Source organism: Ruminococcus sp., from assembly GCF_019417665.1.
Taxonomy (GTDB): domain Bacteria; phylum Bacillota; class Clostridia; order Oscillospirales; family Ruminococcaceae; genus Ruminococcus_C.
In genome coordinates this window covers 1-18,524 of sequence record NZ_DXUU01000051.1, presented here as the reverse complement: position 1 = coordinate 18,524, position 18,524 = coordinate 1, and the positions used below count along the sequence as shown (strand labels likewise).

At 46.3% G+C, this 18,524-nt stretch carries 10 protein-coding genes; 3 read left to right on the top strand and 7 right to left on the bottom strand.

Annotation, left to right across the window (positions count from 1 at the left end; translation table 11 throughout):
- Positions 1 to 4,992 (bottom strand): leucine-rich repeat domain-containing protein (locus QZ375_RS11530; protein ID WP_295219334.1); only part of this gene is annotated, 4,992 nt, incomplete at its 3' end.
- 328 nt (positions 4,993 to 5,320) lie between these two features.
- Between QZ375_RS11530 and QZ375_RS11525 the strand changes: the two genes are divergently transcribed.
- Together QZ375_RS11525 and QZ375_RS11520 are read left to right on the top strand one after the other, a co-directional pair.
- Positions 5,321 to 5,611 (top strand): hypothetical protein, encoded by a 291-nt coding sequence (locus QZ375_RS11525; RefSeq protein WP_295219332.1) that lies wholly within the window; start codon positions 5,321 to 5,323, stop codon positions 5,609 to 5,611.
- Positions 5,612 to 5,619: 8 nt separating this feature from the next.
- Positions 5,620 to 7,398: a leucine-rich repeat protein gene (locus tag QZ375_RS11520; protein WP_295219330.1), complete on the top strand. Its 1,779-nt coding sequence runs from the start codon at positions 5,620 to 5,622 to the stop codon at positions 7,396 to 7,398.
- Positions 7,399 to 7,630: 232 nt separating this feature from the next.
- Here QZ375_RS11520 and QZ375_RS11515 read toward each other — a convergent pair whose 3' ends face one another.
- From QZ375_RS11515 to QZ375_RS11490, 6 genes are all read right to left on the bottom strand, one after another.
- A complete protein-coding gene (locus QZ375_RS11515; protein WP_295219328.1) occupies positions 7,631 to 8,629 on the bottom strand; it encodes a D-alanyl-D-alanine carboxypeptidase family protein in 999 nt (332 codons plus the stop codon).
- A gap of 44 nt (positions 8,630 to 8,673) precedes the next feature.
- Positions 8,674 to 9,798, bottom strand: coding sequence for a serine hydrolase (locus QZ375_RS11510; protein WP_295219326.1), 1,125 nt, complete (start codon positions 9,796 to 9,798; stop codon positions 8,674 to 8,676).
- 280 nt (positions 9,799 to 10,078) lie between these two features.
- Positions 10,079 to 11,500 (bottom strand): DUF4340 domain-containing protein, encoded by a 1,422-nt coding sequence (locus tag QZ375_RS11505; protein WP_295219324.1) that lies wholly within the window; start codon positions 11,498 to 11,500, stop codon positions 10,079 to 10,081.
- A 37-nt stretch (positions 11,501 to 11,537) separates the two neighbouring features.
- Positions 11,538 to 13,016 carry a GldG family protein gene (locus QZ375_RS11500; RefSeq protein WP_295219323.1) on the bottom strand — a complete coding sequence of 493 codons (1,479 nt, stop codon included), beginning with the start codon at positions 13,014 to 13,016 and terminating at the stop codon, positions 11,538 to 11,540.
- Positions 13,017 to 13,022: 6 nt separating this feature from the next.
- Entirely contained in the window at positions 13,023 to 13,754 is a 732-nt protein-coding gene (locus tag QZ375_RS11495) for an ABC transporter permease (RefSeq protein WP_295219321.1), read from the bottom strand.
- A 6-nt stretch (positions 13,755 to 13,760) separates the two neighbouring features.
- Positions 13,761 to 14,810: an ABC transporter ATP-binding protein gene (locus tag QZ375_RS11490; RefSeq protein ID WP_295219319.1), complete on the bottom strand. Its 1,050-nt coding sequence runs from the start codon at positions 14,808 to 14,810 to the stop codon at positions 13,761 to 13,763.
- 586 nt (positions 14,811 to 15,396) lie between these two features.
- Here QZ375_RS11490 and QZ375_RS11485 point away from each other — a divergent pair.
- Positions 15,397 to 18,366 (top strand): glycoside hydrolase family 48 protein, encoded by a 2,970-nt coding sequence (locus QZ375_RS11485; RefSeq protein ID WP_295219316.1) that lies wholly within the window; start codon positions 15,397 to 15,399, stop codon positions 18,364 to 18,366.
- The last annotated feature ends 158 nt before the right edge of the window (positions 18,367 to 18,524 follow it).

Below are 18,524 nucleotides of genomic sequence, written 5' to 3'. Positions count from 1 at the left end.
TGTTGTTGTTGTTGTTGTTGTTGTGCTTGTCGTAGTCGCAATCTTTTCCGCAGCGTGGAATGTGATAGAACTGCTGATGCTTTGATAATTCGTTAAGTCGTCAGGGATAAATACCCATGTGAGTGTATTGTCACCGGCTGCCAACGAACTGGGCGAATTATCTGCCCAAGTCAGGGTACCCGGCGTGCTGCTGTCACGGGCACGCAGTTCTGGCAGAGGATCGCCTTCTGTATAGACGGCCGTTTCATCAAATTGAACAGAAACTTTTGGGATAGTCCGTTCAATCTGGAATATGGTTTCACAGGAACCACTCCAGAGCTGCGACCCGGCAGCAGTGATGGTAATCGTTGCTGTTCCGGCGTTAATATTGTTGTGATAGGTGACTGTGTAATCCTGATCTGGGCAGAGCGTTGTGTTGCCAAGCATCACAGTGACGTTCGGCGTTATGGGAGAACCTGTGTAATACAAAGGCGTGTTGCCGGTTTCCACACGAACAGACGCTGCATTCATGGGAACAGTCTCCAGGCCTACAGAGAACATAGCAGTTACATGGGAATTTCCAGTATTATAGGTGTAAGTGATATCCGCTAGGGGATCGATCACAGTCAGGTCGGAGCCGTCCAGCTGGGCATTTTTCCAGCTGGAAGCAAGTGACGGAGAAAAGCCGTCCCACGCCGACACATCCACGTGCAGCGCTTGACCTTTAACCGATATTGGTGTGACGAGGGCGTGGCAATTTTTCAGATCATAAGCAGTGATCGGTGCATATGGGGACAACTGCAGAGCCAGAAGAGGATTGTTCCCGGCGGACAGTTCTGTCAGGGCAGACTGTGTGGACAGTTCCAATGCAGAAAGCAAGTTCTCCGAACAATCAAGCACGGTCAGAGCAGCTTGATTGGAAAGTTCCAGTGTTTTCAAAAGATTATTTTTGCAGTGCAGCCATGTCAGTACTTCAGAACCGATGATCAGAGATTCCAGAACATTGTCACTGCAATCCAGCTGCTGCAATTTTGACAGACTGGAGAGATCCAGACTAACGATGGCGTTTCCGCTGCAAAATAGTTCAGTCAAAGAAGCGTTTGTCAGCTGTAAAGCTGTCAGCTGATTGTTGCTGCAATTCAGACTTTCCAGATCTTGCAGAGTGGTGACATTTAGCCGTGTCAGTACATTGTCCTGGCAGGATAGCTTTGTCAGGGCTGTTACATTTGACAAATCCAGTTGTGTCAGCTGATTTGAAGAGCAGTCCAATTCAGTAAGCTCTGTCAGAAACGATACATTCAGGGAGGTCAGTTGATTTCCGCTGCAATTCAGGGTAGTCAGCTGGGCAGAAAGCATGCCGTCCAGACTGGTCAGCTGGTTGTCAGCACAGTTCAGTGCGGTCAGTTCTGTGAAATAGGTGATACCAGTGAGGTCGGCAATTTTCAGCCCGGACACATCCAGTGATGTCACCGCTTCTAGCTCCGAAACTCCCAGCAGCCCGTCCTGGTTGATGTCCAGATAAGCTGCAACATAGCTGCGGAACTGGGAATCCGGAAATGTAGATGCGTCGATGGAAATGGCATCCTCTTCCACAAGTTGGGGCAGCAGTGTAAATACAACAGTTCGGTCTTCATCTTCTGCGTCAATCTGGTATTGGTATGTTACGCCGGCGCTTATGTTCTGAATGGAGAGAATATCACCGCTGCAAATCGCATTGCTCCAGGAATCTGTCATTACACGCTTCGGCTGGAAATATTCCGGCAGCGTTGTCAGATCGAATTTTGAGATAGCTTTTACTGGGATCACATAGCAATTTCCATCGGCATTCAGAGTTGTCAATGCGGTCAGACCGGTGACATCCAGGGCAATCAATTGGTTGTTTTGGCATTGAAGCTTTTGCAGCTTGGAAAGTCCCGATAGCTCCAGAAACGTCAGCAAGTTGTCTCCGCATTCCAGATATTGCAGTTCGGAAAGTCCTGTCAGATTCAGTTCTGACAGCGCATTGTCATAGCAATATAGATATTGGAGTGCGCTCAGTCCGGACACGTTCAATTCTTCCAGCTGATTGGCTTCGCAGGAAAGATAGGTCAGGGAAGGCAGTCCGGACACATCCAGAGAAGTCAGATTATTGTAGGAACAGAACAGTTTCTGAAGATTGTTCGATGCAGGGAGATACAACTGCTGCAATGTGTTCTCAGAGCAGTTCACTTCCTGTAGGTTGGTTAGATTTATAACAGATAGGTGGGTCAGCTGATTGGAGGAGCAATCCAGTTGTTCCAGTGCAGTAAAGTATTCAATGCCCGTCAGGTCAGAAATGCCCATGCCAGCTACTTCAATAGTATCTACACTCAATAATTCCGTCCGGGAGAAGAACCAATCGTTCTCTATATCATACTTTTCTTGCACGTAGGCACGGAATACGGCATCCGGAAAGTGGGCTTCGTCAATGGGGATTTCCACTTCGTCTGACGAACTCTGTGGTACCAATGTGAAAGTAACAGCACTTTCCGGGTCGCCGGCAATTGTCAGATAGGAATAAGTGACATTACCAGGATCAATGGCATACAAACTCTGATGATCAACAACTGCATTTGTCCAGCTGCCTTCTACGACACGATTGACATCAAATTGCCCAGGCAGATCTGAAAAGCGGATGCGGTTCAAGGAGTCTGTCACAAACGTGTATTTATTTGATTTTGCTGAGATCATCATACCGGCGTGACTCTCATCCAGGTTCAGAGAGGTCAGCTGATTGTTTGAGCAATATAGTGTTGTCAGGTTTATCTGCGCAGAAAGATCCAAAGCGGTCAGCTGATTGGTAGCACACTGTAAGTATTCTAGCAAAGGATTTTGTGACACATCCAGAACAGTTAGCTGGTTGCTTGCACAGACAAGCCGTTCCAGTGCAGGCTGGGAGGTTACATCCAGTGCTGTTAGCTTGTTTTGGGAGCAATTCACTTCTCTCAGACTAGAAAGTCTCGTGAGTTTCAGCGTTTCCAAGGAATTCATAGTACAGATCAGCCGTGTCAGTTCTGTAGCAGTGGTCAGATCCAACACAGTCAGATGATTCTGGCTGCACTGGAGTTCCTGGAGAGCAGGGAGAGCAGGGGTATCCAGCTCGGTCAAATTATTAGAATTGCAGTTGAGGCTTTCCAGAGTAGTTAAATCTGTCAGTGTCAGTATTTTCAGTGCATTCCATGAGCAATCCAGTGTTTCCAATTTTGTCAGCCCGGTCAGATCCAATTTTGTCAGATTGTTGTAGGCACAGTTAAGCTCCGTCAGTTCGGTAAAATAGCAGATTCCTGTGAGATCCCAGATACTTTTGGAGGAAAGCGACAGGCTGGTCACTGCTTGAAGTTCCTGTTTGCTGAAATAGCCGTTATTGTCTGTATCATATACGGTGACTTCCTGCCGAAAAACATCGTCTGGGAAATTTTCTGCATTGATCGCTAGTTCCTGTTCTGAGGGCAAGAGACAAAACGTCACTTGAAGCGTTTGTGCTTCATTGACATAATAATCGTATGTGACGTTGCTATCGTTCTGCACGATCAGCTGTGTGCCTGAGATCACAGCATTTTGCAGGCTGCCGGGTACGATTCGGTTCACGTCAAATTCTTCAGGCAGGGAACTCAGCTCAAATGTTCCATTGATATCTACCCAGATTTCTGCCATATTGTCTTCTGCCAACAAGCTGCCATCGGAGAGAAGCGTGTTTGTAGTGTCCAGGCAGGTCAGCTGGTTGCTGCCGCAGTATAAAAGCGTCAGCGATGTTTGTTTTGAAAGATCCAGGGAAGTCAGAAGATTGCTCTGGCAGCTCAGGTATTCCAGGGATGAGACCTGGGGCAGCGTCAGAGAAGTCATGCTGTTATTGTCACAGATCAGTGTGTGCAGGTAGCCCATGTCGGAAAGGTCCAGAGTTGACAGCTGATTGCCGCTGCAATCTAACGTTTCCAGAGAGGTGAAGTTTGCGATTCCTGTCATATCACGGATTCCCAGATTATTTAGTGAAAGCGTTGTGATTGCTTTGATCTCTTCCAAAGAAAAGTAGCCGTTTTCATCGGTATCGTACTCTGAAACAGCGCTGCGTAAAGCTGTATCCGGAAAATTGGCCTCATTGATCTCCAGATATTTTGATGTATCCAGCGCCAGAGTAAATTGTGCTAGCTTGAGAGGATCTGCTGTGTCGATTTGATAGGAATAGGTTACTGGAGAACCAGCGTCCAAAATATACAATGTATCAGATTCGTCGTTCAGAATGACACCATTTGTTAGGGTCGTCTGATCGATGCGGCTGGCATCCAGCTCAGGGATCTGTGTCAGGTCGTAGGTGAACAGTCCGCTGCTTGTGGACGTGGGAACAATGGTGCGTTGGTTATCATTGCAGGTCAGCGTTTTTAAGGCAGACAGACCTGTGACATCCAGAGATACCAGTTGGTTGCCGGAGCAGTTTAGATTGCTCAGAAAGGTCTGGTCAGACACGTCCAATGCAGTCAATCCACAGTTTTCGCAGCTCAGGATCATCATAGAAGAAGACAAGTGGGGCAGAGTCAGACTTGTGAGGGTTTCGTTGTCGTCACACATGAGGGTCATTAGCGAAGAAAGTTCGGATATATCCAGAGTTTCCAGTTGATTGTTGGAGCATATGAGAAACATCAGTTGCTGTAATTCTGATACGTCCAGCGTTCCCAATGGGTTATAAGAGCAATTTAGCGTAGTGATTGCGGTAAAGTTAGAAAGGCCTGTCAAATCAGAAATATTTTGATTCTGTATATTTAATTCGGTGACCGATTTGATTTCTGCATTTGATAAAAATTGGTCTTTTGTACTATTGTCTTTTCCGTCAATATTTTCCGCAATATATGCCCGAAAATTATCGTCTGGAAAATTGTTTTCGTCAATGGCAATACCGGGATTTGTTCCTTCCAATGCGGAAGCAGGCATAGCGCTCACTGCCAGCAGTGATGCCAGAACCGTACTTATCATACGCTGCAAAAGATGTCTTTGCTTTTTCATAATGGACTCCTTTTTATTGTACTTTCCCACAGTTTTACAGGCAGCCTCTATACTCCTGCATTTTTCGGAAAAGTTCAGCAATTTTAAAAAGAATGATACATCATAATTATACTACTTCCTATCAGAAAAGTCAATTTTAAATTTCCAGTTATTTTCCATTTTTTAATTATCCCCGTGAATTTTTACTGTCTTTTCGGTAATATTTTCTGAAATTCCGTCTTTTTTGCAGCTGCCGTCATTTTTTACAAAAAGGTCTTGACAAGACGAATAAAATAGATTATAATGTAAGAAATATCATGTGCTTCCATTCACTGAAAGGGGTTATCTTATGAAACAAACATGGAAAAAAACGATTGCCGGGCTGACTGCTACCGCAATGCTGATCCCCGGTTGTATTGGTACTGCTTATGCAGCACCAATTGCTGAAATTGATGCGGAAATGACTTTGGAAATGCCGGTGTTAGACGAGCCGATGCCAGAGGATGTCGTAGATGCACAGGTCGATGCTACCATTGCATCGGCTGCGCCTCAGGCAGAAATGCCCATTATAGATGGTGCAGCAAATGAAGCACTTGTGCGGGCTGAAAAGCGCACATTACTGGCTGCGCAGAGGGCGTAACAGATGTTGTGATCCCTGATACCATTGTCGAGACGGATGAAGACGGTGATACGACAGAATATCCGGTTACATTCATTGCAGCGGAGGCATTTTACGGCAACCAGGAGATTACTTCTGTGACGCTGCCGGATTCTTTGGTGGGAATTGGTGCCAGCGCATTCTGTGCCTGCACCGGACTGACAGAGGTTGTCATTCCGGACAGCGTTTCTTCGATTAATGCCAGTGCATTCTGCATGTGCTCCTCTCTGGTATCTGTAAAGCTGCCGGCAAGCCTTTACTTTGTAGGGGATGATGTATTTGCATACTGTACTTCTCTGGAATCTGTTACGATTCCTGGTGCACTGACTTCCATTGGTACTACGATGTTCTCCAATTGCAGTAATCTGACAACAGTTGTAATGGAGGAAGGCGTAGCAGCAGTTGGTGCAAACGCATTTTATGGCTGCACCAATTTGACAGATATCCAATTCCCAGAATCTTCTTTGACACGAATTCTTGCCAATGGATTTAGCTATTCTGGTCTGACAGCAATTGATCTGCCGGACAGCGTCAACAGCATTGCAAGTGCTGCGTTCAGTCATTGCCAGAATCTGAAATCCGTTCGACTCCCGGCGGGCATCACTTCCATCCGTAAGGATACATTTTCTTATTGTGGACTGGAAAGCGTTGAGATCCCGGAAAATATCACTTCCATTAAATCTGGTGTATTTGCATACTGCACACAGCTGCAGTCCGTTACCCTGCCAGAGACATTGACAGAACTGGCGGATATTGCATTTTATGGATGTTCTTCTTTGACGAGCATTACCCTGCCGGATAGCCTGACCAGCATCAGTGACAGCGTGTTCTATCGCTGCACAGGTCTGTCTGAGGTGAATTATGGTTCGAATGTTACCAAGATCGGTAATTCTTCTTTTTATGGTTGTACATCCCTGACGGATATTACGATTCCTGACACAGTCACAACTATCGGTGAAAGTGCATTTGCAGAATGCACAGGTGCTGCTTCTTTGACGATCAGCGATTCCGTGACAACGATCGGAAAATGGGTGTTCTATGATGATACTGCTTTGACAGATATCACCATTGGTTCCGGCTTGTCGAAGCTGGACAACTATATGTTCTATCGCTGTGATGCTTTGGAATCCATTCAGATTCCGGATACTATTACTAATCTGGGACAATATGTATTTGCAGGCTGTACTTCTTTGAATGATGTGACACTGCCGGAGACGCTGGAGACAATTGGTAAGAATGCTTTTGTCAGCTGTGATGCTCTGGAAGGCATTACGATCCCGAAAAGTGTTTATCTGATCGATACTGGCGCATTCGGATATGATGCAGTAGATGATACGCTCGTGAAAAACGATGTAATCACCATTACTGGTTACACTGGTACAGCAGCTCAGGATTATGCAGATGCCAACGAGATTCCGTTTACTGCATTGAATGCTGAAACAACGACAGATACCACAACAGAACCACCGGTTACGACAGACGGCAGCCAAACAACAGATGGTTCTGAAGGTACTACTACAGAAACAACTACAACATCTGATAGTACAGAAAACAGAAGTGTAGTTTATGGTGATGTAAATCTGGATGGACGGATCGATGTGGTCGACTCGGTTCTTCTCAATAAGGCAGCGGCAGGTTCTGTAAAGCTGAGTGAAGCTGCACAGCGCAATGCAGATTGCAACGCAGACGGTGAAATGGGGACAGATGATTCTATTGTACTGCTGAAGTTCCTGGTATCCATTATCAAGACTCTACCGTCTACAGACTAATTTTTGCTTTCTTGATACTCATTTGATTTCTTCTAAAACAAACACGGCATTGCCTTCGGGCAGTGCCGTGTTTGTTTTTGGGCAGCAATACGAATCTCGTTTTAGGGATTTGTATCAATTTAGGAGAAATAGACAAGCAAAAAGAACTGCTGCAAGGTGAGACGATAAAATCGTGATATGTTTCTCTTGCAACAGTTCTTCTTGCTTTATAGCAGAATAGATTTGACTGTGATTATTCTAAATTTGTTGTGTCGGCGAAATCATTTTGCATGTTTTCATCGCCAGAAGTAGTGGTGATAATATAACCGCCCCGGTTGTCGCCGGAAACGCTGTAAGAAACGTCCTTGGGTAGTTGTACAGTTGTGGTTCCACTGAGATCCGCAGGCACATAATAGATGATATAGGATTGGCTGGCATCGGTATAGGAAAGACCACCGGATTCCATGGTGTAATTCTGGAGATAATTAAGGTATTCTTCCAGGCAGAAGTTATTTTCGTGCATAATTGCCGCATGTACATCTCCCACATAGCGAAAGTGATGTGGTGCATAGCTAATGCCAGTCACTTCTGTCTTATTTTCCGGATAGCGGAGAATAAAGCCGTATTCCCAGGAGTTTGTGACCATCCATTCGTTTCGCTTTTTGATATACGGCACTACTTCGCCTGTGCTGGTGATGAGACCAATGTCAAAACTATATCCGCAGCTGCGGTCAGGCAGAACATTGGTATAGATAGATGAAGCGTCCAGAGTAGAATCCAAGGTACTGTAGACCTGGAGATTGGCGTAGCCGTTGGATGCAGCGTAGGCATCAAAGAGATTACATAAAGACTGCTGGATTTCTGCCTGTATGGACAGGGAAGTATCACGGGGTTTTACATTTTCGTCAGAAATTGCAGAAAAATCACTCCAATTCTGGTTGCCGGTATAAGGATGTGCTTGATCGACTAAGACCAAAGCGCCATTTGCTTGGTCAGCAGCAGTGAGTTGGAGCACAGTTACATCGGGAGAAACCGTTTCTTCAGTGCTGTCGGTTTCGTTGGGTGTGTCCGGTGATGTGTTACTGTCGTCGGAACCCGTCAGAGAAAATCCGCCGGTTCCGACGATATTTTCCGTTTTTGTCTGGAAAAACAGGCGGTATATGGCATCTGCGCCATAAATGCCTGCGATCAGCAAGATCAATGCAAGAATAAAACCAGCGGAACTGAGATGCCGTCGCTTTCGTTTTCCCATAATAGAAACCAGCCTCCTTTCCTATGATTTAGATATCCTATCAATCAATAGACTTCTTCGGTAGTTGTTTCATCGGAAACGATAATATTGCCGTTTTCATCGGTTACATTCGTGTCCAGATCTGTGGGCATGGGATAACCATCATGAATCAACCCGTAGATTGCAAAAGTGTCAAAGACGGAACGCCAGTAGGTAGGCCCTTTGGCAGTAACTGCCACATAGCTTTTCCCATCTGCATCGGTGGCGTAGCTGACCAGACAATGCCCGGCTTCATCTGTGTATCCGGTTTTTCCGGCTTCAATGGTGATATTGGTGACTTCGTTGCCGTACATCCGGCTGAACATAGTACTTTCCAGAAGAATTCCCTCAGGGTGTTGTTCCGTCACAGAAGTGGTATACTGATAGGTGCTCAGGATCTCCCGGCAGATATCATTTTGCATCACATAGGACATGAGCAGGGCGATATCCTCGGGCGTGCTGTAATGGTCTGTGTCATGGAGTCCACTGGCATTGGTGAAGTGGGTGCTTTCCAGTCCCAGTTCCTCTACTTTTTCATTCATCCATTCGACAAATGCTTCTTCTGAGCCGCAGAGATAGATGGCGATTGCAGTTGTAGCATCTGCGCCGGACGGCAGGGCAATACCATAGAGCAGATCTGTAATAGTGATAGTTTCTCCTTCTTCAAAGCCGGCACGGGAAGCATCGGCTGCAATGAGTGGTGCAATAATATCGTATGTCATAGTGAAAGTGTCATCCATATTTTCAATATGTTCTGCTGCCACCAGAAGTGTCATGATTTTGGTCATGGACGCCGGATAGATTCGTGTATTAGCATCACGCTGTGCCATGATCTCATTGTCGGTCACATCCAACAGGATAGCACATTCGCTGGAGATGTTTGCCGCTGTCAGTTCGGTTAGATTGGCAGCTTTTTCTGGATAAGTCAGCAATGCCGGCGGCTCAGTAGGCGCTTCTGTTGCAGGTTCTGTCAGTGCTGTAATATCTGTTGCTGCCTGTGCATTTGCAGCGGCAGGCAGTTGTTTTACTTTTGGTTTTCCTGTCTGCGTCAACAGAACAATAAGAAAAACAATAACGATCACACCGCATAAAACGCCGATGATGGTGTTGATCCAAAGCCGTGAGTTGTTTCCTTTTTTGTGAATTTCCATGCTGCACCTCGTATTTGATTTATTCGTAGTTCTTTCATCCCCAGGGCTGATGATGCAGAAAAACCATTTCATTTGCAGACAACCCTCTACAATTATAATATGTTTTTCTCGTTTTGTCAATGGATTTGCTGGAAATCATATGGAAATGAACTTTGCAGTGTGCCATAGTCATTTTTGGATAAAAGCAATACGATAGGAATGATCAGTTGTTCCCTTGTGAAAATCACCAAAAAAGCGGAGAATACCAGAAAGATGGCATCTCCGCTTTTATATATCATTTTTATGCGTTTGCAGAATCCAGAGCTTCTATCAAATCCGTGTATTTTTCAAGGATTTTCTTTTCACCGCTCAAAGAACGCTGGCGTACCAGTGTACGGCTGAATTCACCGTCCAGATATGCCCAATAGGTTGTGTTGTCATTGGGGACAAGTTCAACAACGTGGGTCGTTCCATCTTGTAAGGTATATTCTATACGGAATGTTGCTTCGGTGTCTGCCGGTTCGACAGCGTCAGCCTGAATGGATTCGTAGGACAGATTCGCCAGGGAGGAGAAGAAGTCTTCAAATGCTTTTGTGGCATCGGTATTGTCCTCAGAAATAGCCTTGCCGTTGCAGATATAAGTGCTATTTTTAGAATCGATTTCAAAAGTGTCATCGATTTGCATAGTCTTGTTGTTGAAAGAACCTTCATAGTGCAGTTGAACGGATGTCACATCGTTGATTCCCGGCTTGTATAGTGTGCCCATCAGATAATCGGCAGTTTCACTCTGAAGGAAAGAAATGTAGGAAGAATCGAAAACCAGGATCTCTCCGGTTTCTGCATGGAGACAATTGACATAGCTTGTCACAAGCGGATCATAATCTTCAAACAAAAGCGTTGTAGTTTCTCCGGTCTCCTGTGTGAACTGGAAAGTATAAGCCGGATTGTTGAAACCATATTTTCCGTAGTCTGCTTCTGTAATGCCGCTTTCACCGAAGTCGTCGATCTCCAGCTGAATCAATGTGGTAAATAAGTTGGAGAGATTTGCGGAATTGATTTCCAGAGAGGTTTCAAAGGGCGCTGTCAGTGTCCAGTCAGTACCCTCTTTTTCCAGATCATAGATGGTCTCCTCGCCGTGTTTCAGAAGCAGCTGGCAGATATCTGATTCTTTGTCGTCCATGACATAGCGATACCGCAGCTGAGTTTCGGTCACGCAGAGATACCCGGCAGTGTTGGCATCCACCAGGTACACATGGTCGTTGCCTTCCTGCATGATGTAGAAATTTTCCTTTGTAGGCGTCTGGGAACCGACATAAATAGTCTTTGTTTCACTTTCGGTGTAGTAGGTGATGGAAACCGGATCTGTCAGTCCATAGCTTTCCAGCGTGGCATCATCCGCAGCCCCCAGATCTTTCGAGGCGGTCAGTGTACTGCCATAGGTGCAGAGGGCGTCAATATAATATGTATTGATGTGTAGTTCATTGCCGCTGGCAACAACCCATTCACCGCTGTCGTCTTTTTCTATGGTATAATCCAGATCCGGTGTATGCAGATCCAGCTTCGTCACATCACTGGAATTGAACGAGCCCAGCTGTAACGCTGCTGCCTCTTCCGCTTCTTTTTCTTCTTTTTTGATCTGATACTGATCTACAAAAAAGTAGGTTGCCACGGCAATGAGAACCAGAAGCAGCAGAATCATGCCGATGATCAGTTGTCTTTTCATATGCTCTGCCTCCTCGTAACAGGTTCAGCGTATCTCATTAGGAATTGCGGCGTTTGATCCATATGCCAACGCCTACTGCCATAATTGCCACTGGAATGATGGTCAGCACTGCCATGAGTCCCTTTGCAAAGGTTTCTGTCTGGAGTGCGATATAATCGTAGCTTGTGGTTTTGTTTGGTATCTGCATATCCACGTCACTGTCGTACATCCAGCTGATGGTACTCAGGAACAGGTATACCGGAATGATCACAGTCTCATCACTGACATGTTCGTCATCAATAAATTCTGCGTTACCGAATACAACCATTTTGGATTCATTCCGGGCGTTGTTTAGAGAATATGCTGCCAGCATCAGATTGCCATCCATTTCCTCGGGATCGTCGCTGACACCGCCATAAGGTTCGCCTACGGCACTGTCATATGTGGTGATCAAAGGTGCAATGGTATATTTGCCGTTTTCGTCATAGTAGCGGAAGCTGCGGGATTCCGGCATAAAGGTATACAACCCTTCGTTCAGCAGTGCCGAGGTCAGGTCTGCCGCATCGCTGTCATCCTGCAGTTCGTTCAGTTCGCATTGGATCGTGGTGTTGTCGCCGGAAATATGATAGTTGGAGTTGGTTTCATGGACACGGTCATAATCCATATAGAAACCGTAATCTTCCATGATCTTTTCCAGGTTTTCATAGGCAAAGGAGCCGCCGTTGGGAGACATGAGCAGACTGATATTGCCGCCCTCGTCCAAATAGGTATTGAGCTTTTCAGCTTCCTGTTCCGTGATATCCGCAGTAGGTGCTGCCGCCAGTACCAGTGCTGCGTCTTCCGGAACGCTGTCTGTCTGAGAAAGATTCAGTTCTTTGGCAGCATAATTATAGTTGGTCAGGTTTGTGGTGAATCTTGTGTACTGATCCAGGGATTTCTCGCCGTGGCCACTCAGAAAATATACTGTGGGTGTGAAATTGTCCACAACGCCTTTGATGGTGCCGGTGATCAGGTTCTCACCGGTGAAGTCCTCACCGGTGTTGTTGCCGTCATCATCGGTATAAGTGACATACATGGAGCTGCCGGGAACACGTCGTTTTGTGTCGTCACAGATAAATACCATATCACCAGTGGAAAGGGTAAAGGCATTGTCACTGTTGATCTTTTCCATGGTTTCCGTATCAGTATCCGGGTCAACCCAGATCAGATTGATACTTTCGTGGGCATCGTATGCTTGCAGTGCACGGTAGAGGGTGAGAGAATCCAGACTGCTTTCCAGGTCTTCTTCTTTTACCAGCACATAGAAGTCTACCGACACGTTATCCTGATCCAACTGATCCAGATAGGATTCGGTCGCAGAGCTAAGGGAATACTGCTTGTTGGGGGAAATATCCCAGCTGAAATCCATCCGTGCCACGATCATATTCAAAATAATGGCAATCACGAGAATCAGGATTGCCAGGATCCATGCCATGCTGGCAAATTTGGTGTTTTTCCAGTTACGGAATTTTTGTTCTTTTTTTGTATCTCGACTCATGCTAACTTACCTCCGGCTCCAACGTCTTTTTTCGATGGAAATAATCGTCCAGATCAGGAACACGAGAATTTCCGTGATATAGCCCAGCAAATCGGAGAATTGCAGCAAGCCCTGCGAAAATACATAGAATTTTGTCTGATTGGAGAACCAGTTCACCACGTCGGACAAAACCGGAATGCTGGAGAGAAATGTGTTCTGGCTCATGTTGTCCATCAACAGCAGCAGCAGCATGGCAAGTTCGCTCATGAGAATGGAGAGCAGGGGCATTTCTGTCAGAGAGGAAATGAAAATACCCAGTGCAATGCAGACCAGACCGAACAAGAAGAAGCCGATATAAGTACAGATCAGACTGGACCAGACAACACGTCCATAAATAGAGGTCAGGATGGGATAAAACAGGGACGCAGCGAGCATAATAAGCAGGACAGTTGCCGTTGCAAAGAATTTTGCAAGAACAATTTGCGTCACATTCAGGGGACTGGACAGCAAGAGCGTTTCCGTGCCGTTTTTTCGTTCTTCCGAAAATGCACGCATGGTCAGAAGCGGCAGCAGGAAAATGAAATAGTAGATGTTAACGTAGTAGATGCTGGAAAATGAAAATTCATAAGTGGATGAAGTGACATTTCCGATATCCATGATAAAGGTCAGGGAAAAGGTTGCCATAAAAAAGGCAATGACAAAATAGGCGATGGGAGACAGAAAATAACTCTGTAACTCTTTTTTATATAGTGCAAACATGCGTCGTTATTCCTCCTCATCTGCGGTGTCTGACTGTTCCTCTGAGTCAGGCTCAGACGCAGCAGCGGTATTTTCTGCTTCAGCATCCATCTCATTGAGAAGATCCTGTAGACTGGCGCGTTTTGTAGGCTGGTTGACCAGTTTGACAAATACCTGTTCCAGATTTTTCTTTTCGGCGGATACTTCCAGCACTTCCAGTCCATGCTGGAGCAGTGCAGACAGAAGGGCATTGCGAACGGAATCGTTTTCAATCTCCACATCATAAGTATAAACACCGGTTTTGACGAACTGGATGTTGTCTACACGAATGACGCCTTCGACACTGCGTGCGATTTTTGGAACCTCACGGGAACTGCCCTGGATCTTCAGACACAGCGTCGTATTGGTCTGCTGATTTTCTTCCAGATTTTCAATGGTATCGTCTGCCTTGATCTCTCCGTGATTGATGATAATGATCCGGTCGCAGACAGCGCTGATCTCTCCCAGAATGTGAGAACTGAGAATGATAGCGTGATTGTGCTTCAGATCCAGGATCAGGTTGCGGACTTCCATAAGCTGAGTCGGGTCGAGACCAACTGTCGGCTCGTCCAGGATCAGCACAGGCGGATCTCCCAGCAGCGCCTGTGCGAACCCTACACGCTGCTTATAACCCTTAGAGAGATTGCGAATGAGCCGTTTCTGGACATCGGTGATCTTCAGCCGTTCCATGACACGTTCGACTTCACCCTTACGCTTTGCAGCCGGGATGCCTTTTAAGCCAGCCGCAAAATACAAGTATTCTTTCACTTTCATGTCCGGATAGACCGGTGGGATCTCCGGCAGAAAGCCGATACAGCGTTTTGCTTTTACCGGCTGTTGGGCAATATCATAGCCTTGGATGCGCACGGTTCCGCTAGTGGACGGAATCACGCCTGCCATGATATTTAATGTAGTGGATTTCCCGGCACCGTTTGGTCCAAGAAAGCCCAGCACTTCATTTTCTTTTATGGTAAAGCTAATGCCCTTGAGCGCCGCTTTATTTCCATAATACTTGGTCAGATTTTGAATTTCAACCATATGACACTCCTTTCCGCTGAAACCGCTGTTCCCGATTTCAAGCAGCTACCTTTTTATTATCTCAAAACATTGTGTCACTGTCATATATAGAAAGTAACCATATTATGAAAATTAGAAAAAATGGATAAAAGCAGATTTGAAACCGTAGGAAAAGATGGTAAGTATTGCAAAACTGCCGGGTATCAGTATGCCATGGCCGTGTGATAAACCGGTGAAGAAACCAGGGATGTTGGGCGAAAAATTGAAATCAAACGGAATCTGTATGCGAATTTGAAAAAATCCGAGCAAAATGCACAAAATGGCTTCTGATAATCTGTACAATGCTACAAAAATATAAAATTTTGCATCCTGAATTTGTGCAAAGGGTTGACAGGAATTGCAAAGCGGTGTATAATTTTTGATATGAAAGTAGGTATCCTTGTGTGTATTTTGTGAAAATGAAGTACAGAGGGATACTACAAAGCTTCGCTGCTGCATCTTCATGCACGTTCTGCACTCGGTTCTGCCGTATAGAGAGGATGTGCGGAACAGCAGCAAATCCATTCCTACATTCTATCAATTTTTTCAGAGAGGGGAATTTCTTAAAATGCAATTCAAGAAAAGCAAAACATTTCTGGCTGCGATCCTGGCTGTTGCAATGACATGCACTGCAGTTCTGCCGACAGCTGCTTCGGCCGCAGGCTCCAGAACGAAGGAAGAGGCGTATGGTGACGATTCCTATGCAGCACGTTTCATGTCGCTGTATGATGACGTTATCACCAACGGTGTAGAAAACGGTTACATGTCCAGCACTTCCACAGTAAGCGGTGGCTTGGGTGTTCCGTATCACTCGGTGGAAGAACTCTGTATCGAAGCACCGGACTACGGTCATGAGACCACATCTGAGGCACTGTCTTATTTGGTATGGGCAGCTGCAATGCGTGATAATATCGTAAATAAAGCAAAGAACGGCGGCGTTACTGTAAAGAATACAAAGGATGCTTCTACTGAGACTGTCGGCGATCTGGCAAAGGCATGGAAGACCATGGAAGCTACCATGATCCCGGATGTTCAGGCAAGCTTTATGGGCAAGGGCGGCAGCCTGAGCGCTACCTACAGCGATGAGTGGGAACAGATCGAAATGTACCCGACAGACATGGCACAGGGCAATAACGCAGTAAACCCGATCCATCAGTTCTTCTGCAATAGCTATAGTTCTGACAAGGGTCTGTACCTGATGCACTGGCTGGCTGACGTAGATGACTGGTATGGCTTCGGCGCTGCAAACGGTTCAACAGGCAAGCAGACAAATGTAAACGGTTCCTTTACCCTGATCAATACCTTCCAGCGTGGTGAGCAGGAGTCCTGCTGGGAAACCATTCCTCACGCTTGTGTAGACCTGCACAACAAGGGCTATGGTCTGAACGGTAGCGGCGGTATGAAGGGCTTCTTCAATACAGAAGCAAGCCCGGCTGAGCAGTGGTCTTATACCAACGCACCGGACGCAGAAGACCGTGCGATCCAGGCAGTTTATGCTGCAAACAGATGGGGCGTTGGTGACCAGAGTGTAGATTCCAAGTGGGGCGGTTCTCAGGATATCTCCGTACTGGCAGGTAAGATGGGTGACGAGCTCCGTAACAACATGTACGACAAGTACTACAAGGAGATCGGTACTTCTGCTGACGGCAAGGGTAAGTGGAACGGCGGCGGCTCTGACAACGGTAAGCATTACCTGATGAACTGGTATACTTCCTGGGGCGGCGCTATGGACGGCAGCTGGGCATGGCAGATCGGTGCATCTCATATGCACGAATTCTATCAGAACCCGCTGGCTGCATACGCTCTGCTAAATGATGATGCTTTGAATGCAGGCATGAAGTCTCAGGGCGCAACAGATGACTACACCACTTCTTTGGAGAGACAGATCGAAATGTATCTGTGGCTGCTGTCTGCTGACGGTCCGATCGCCGGCGGCTGCACCAACTCCTGGAAGGGTCGTTATGAGCAGATTCCGTCTGATGTTTCTACTTTCTATAAGATGGGCTATCTGGAACACCCGGTATATGCTGACCCTGGTTCCAACCACTGGATCGGTAACCAGGTATGGGCTGTTCAGCGTCTGGCAGAACTGTACTATATTGTAAAGGCAGAAAACGGTGATGATCCGCAGATCGCACAGACTGGTATGACTCTGTCTCAGGCTCTGGAAACCATTCTGGACAAGTGGGTTGGCTGGTTCATGGACAACACAATTCTGGGTACTGCAAATGCAACGAAGGAATTCCAGGATTATTATGAGCCGTATGATACTGAAAAGTCTACCTTTACTGTTCCGGATCTGTCTCAGGGCGTAACCGATGACGGTGAGTCTTTCTCCATTCCGGCAAGCATGATCTGGAAGGGTCAGCCGGAAACATGGATCGGTAAGTATCAGGAGAACAGCGGTCTGACCTGCACCATTACTGCCTATGGCGATGGTGACCTGGGTTGTGTATCTTCTCTGGCAAACTCTCTGATCTACTATGCAAAGGCAAAGGGTGTTGCTACAAGCGATATGGATGCTGCCAAGGCTTCTTATGAGGGCAGATCTGCTGCTGCTTCGACAAGTTCTGATGAGCTGGCTAAGCAGGGTCTCTATCTGGCTAAGGAACTCCTCGACAGAGAGTGGAACAAGTACCGTGATGACATCGGTCTGGGTGTAAACGACCACAACACAAACCTGCCGAGATTGTGGAAGACTGAGCTGGCTCTGCCGGATGGTTCTACAACGAATGGTGAGGGCAAAGTTCTGAGTGCAAGCCGTTACACCGGTACTATGCCGAACGGTGATAACATTGCTGACGGCGTAGCATTCGTTGATATCCGTTCTAACTACAAGAACAGCTCCATGTATCAGGAAGCTCTGTCTTATTATGAGAAGGACGGCAACTGTGATAACTACTACTTCACACTCCACAGATTCTGGCATGCAGGCGACATCATGATGGCTCTGGGTACTATGTATGAACTGTATCCGGATATGCCTGTTGATAACGGCGAAGTTAAGCCGGATGAAGATCTGAAGGTAACACCGGAAGATCTGACTGTTGCAGTTGGTGAGACTGGTACTCTGAAGCCGAACAAGGATGGTTGCACATTCGAGTCTGCTGATCCGTCTATTGCTACTGTTGATGAGAATGGTGTTGTAACTGGTGTTGCAGAGGGTGAGACTACTGTAACTGTAAAGGATGCAGATGGTAAGACTGCTACTGTTAAGGTTACTGTAACTGATTCTGCTGAGACGACAGAGACTACTACTGCTACGACAGAATCCACTACAACAGAGTCCACCGGTGCGTCTTCTACTGTCAGCGGTGAGACCAAGACCCTGTTGGGTGATACCAACCTGGATGGCCGTGTAGATATCACCGACGCAGTTCTGCTGAACAAGAAGGTTGCCGGCGCTGTTACATTCAACGATCAGGCAAACAAGAATGCTGACTGCTATGACCAGAACGGTGAGGTTACACAGGATGACGCAATTTCTCTGCTGAAGTTCCTGGTACACCTGGTTAAGGCTCTGCCGGAAGTTCAGTAAGTAATAACTTAATATTGAAAAAGGTGTAACACTTTTTCATGCGAGTACCGCAGTTCTTCTCTGAACTGCGGTACTTTTGTGTATCTGTGAAATTTTCGCATTTTGTCTATTTGTCAATGATGTGAGACCAAAAAATAAGAAAAGAAAGATTCTGTTGA

Bases quoted from the DNA above. Each gene is read 5' to 3' on its own strand.
- QZ375_RS11490 (WP_295219319.1), bottom strand. From the start codon at position 14,810: ATGGTTGAAATTCAAAATCTGACCAAGTATTATGGAAATAAAGCGGCG.
- QZ375_RS11505 (WP_295219324.1), bottom strand. From the start codon at position 11,500: ATGAAAAGACAACTGATCATCGGCATGATTCTGCTGCTTCTGGTTCTC.
- QZ375_RS11500 (WP_295219323.1), bottom strand. From the start codon at position 13,016: ATGAGTCGAGATACAAAAAAAGAACAAAAATTCCGTAACTGGAAAAAC.
- QZ375_RS11525 (WP_295219332.1), top strand. From the start codon at position 5,321: ATGAAACAAACATGGAAAAAAACGATTGCCGGGCTGACTGCTACCGCA.
- QZ375_RS11495 (WP_295219321.1), bottom strand. From the start codon at position 13,754: ATGTTTGCACTATATAAAAAAGAGTTACAGAGTTATTTTCTGTCTCCC.
- QZ375_RS11515 (WP_295219328.1), bottom strand. From the start codon at position 8,629: ATGGGAAAACGAAAGCGACGGCATCTCAGTTCCGCTGGTTTTATTCTT.
- QZ375_RS11485 (WP_295219316.1), top strand. From the start codon at position 15,397: ATGCAATTCAAGAAAAGCAAAACATTTCTGGCTGCGATCCTGGCTGTT.
- QZ375_RS11510 (WP_295219326.1), bottom strand. From the start codon at position 9,798: ATGGAAATTCACAAAAAAGGAAACAACTCACGGCTTTGGATCAACACC.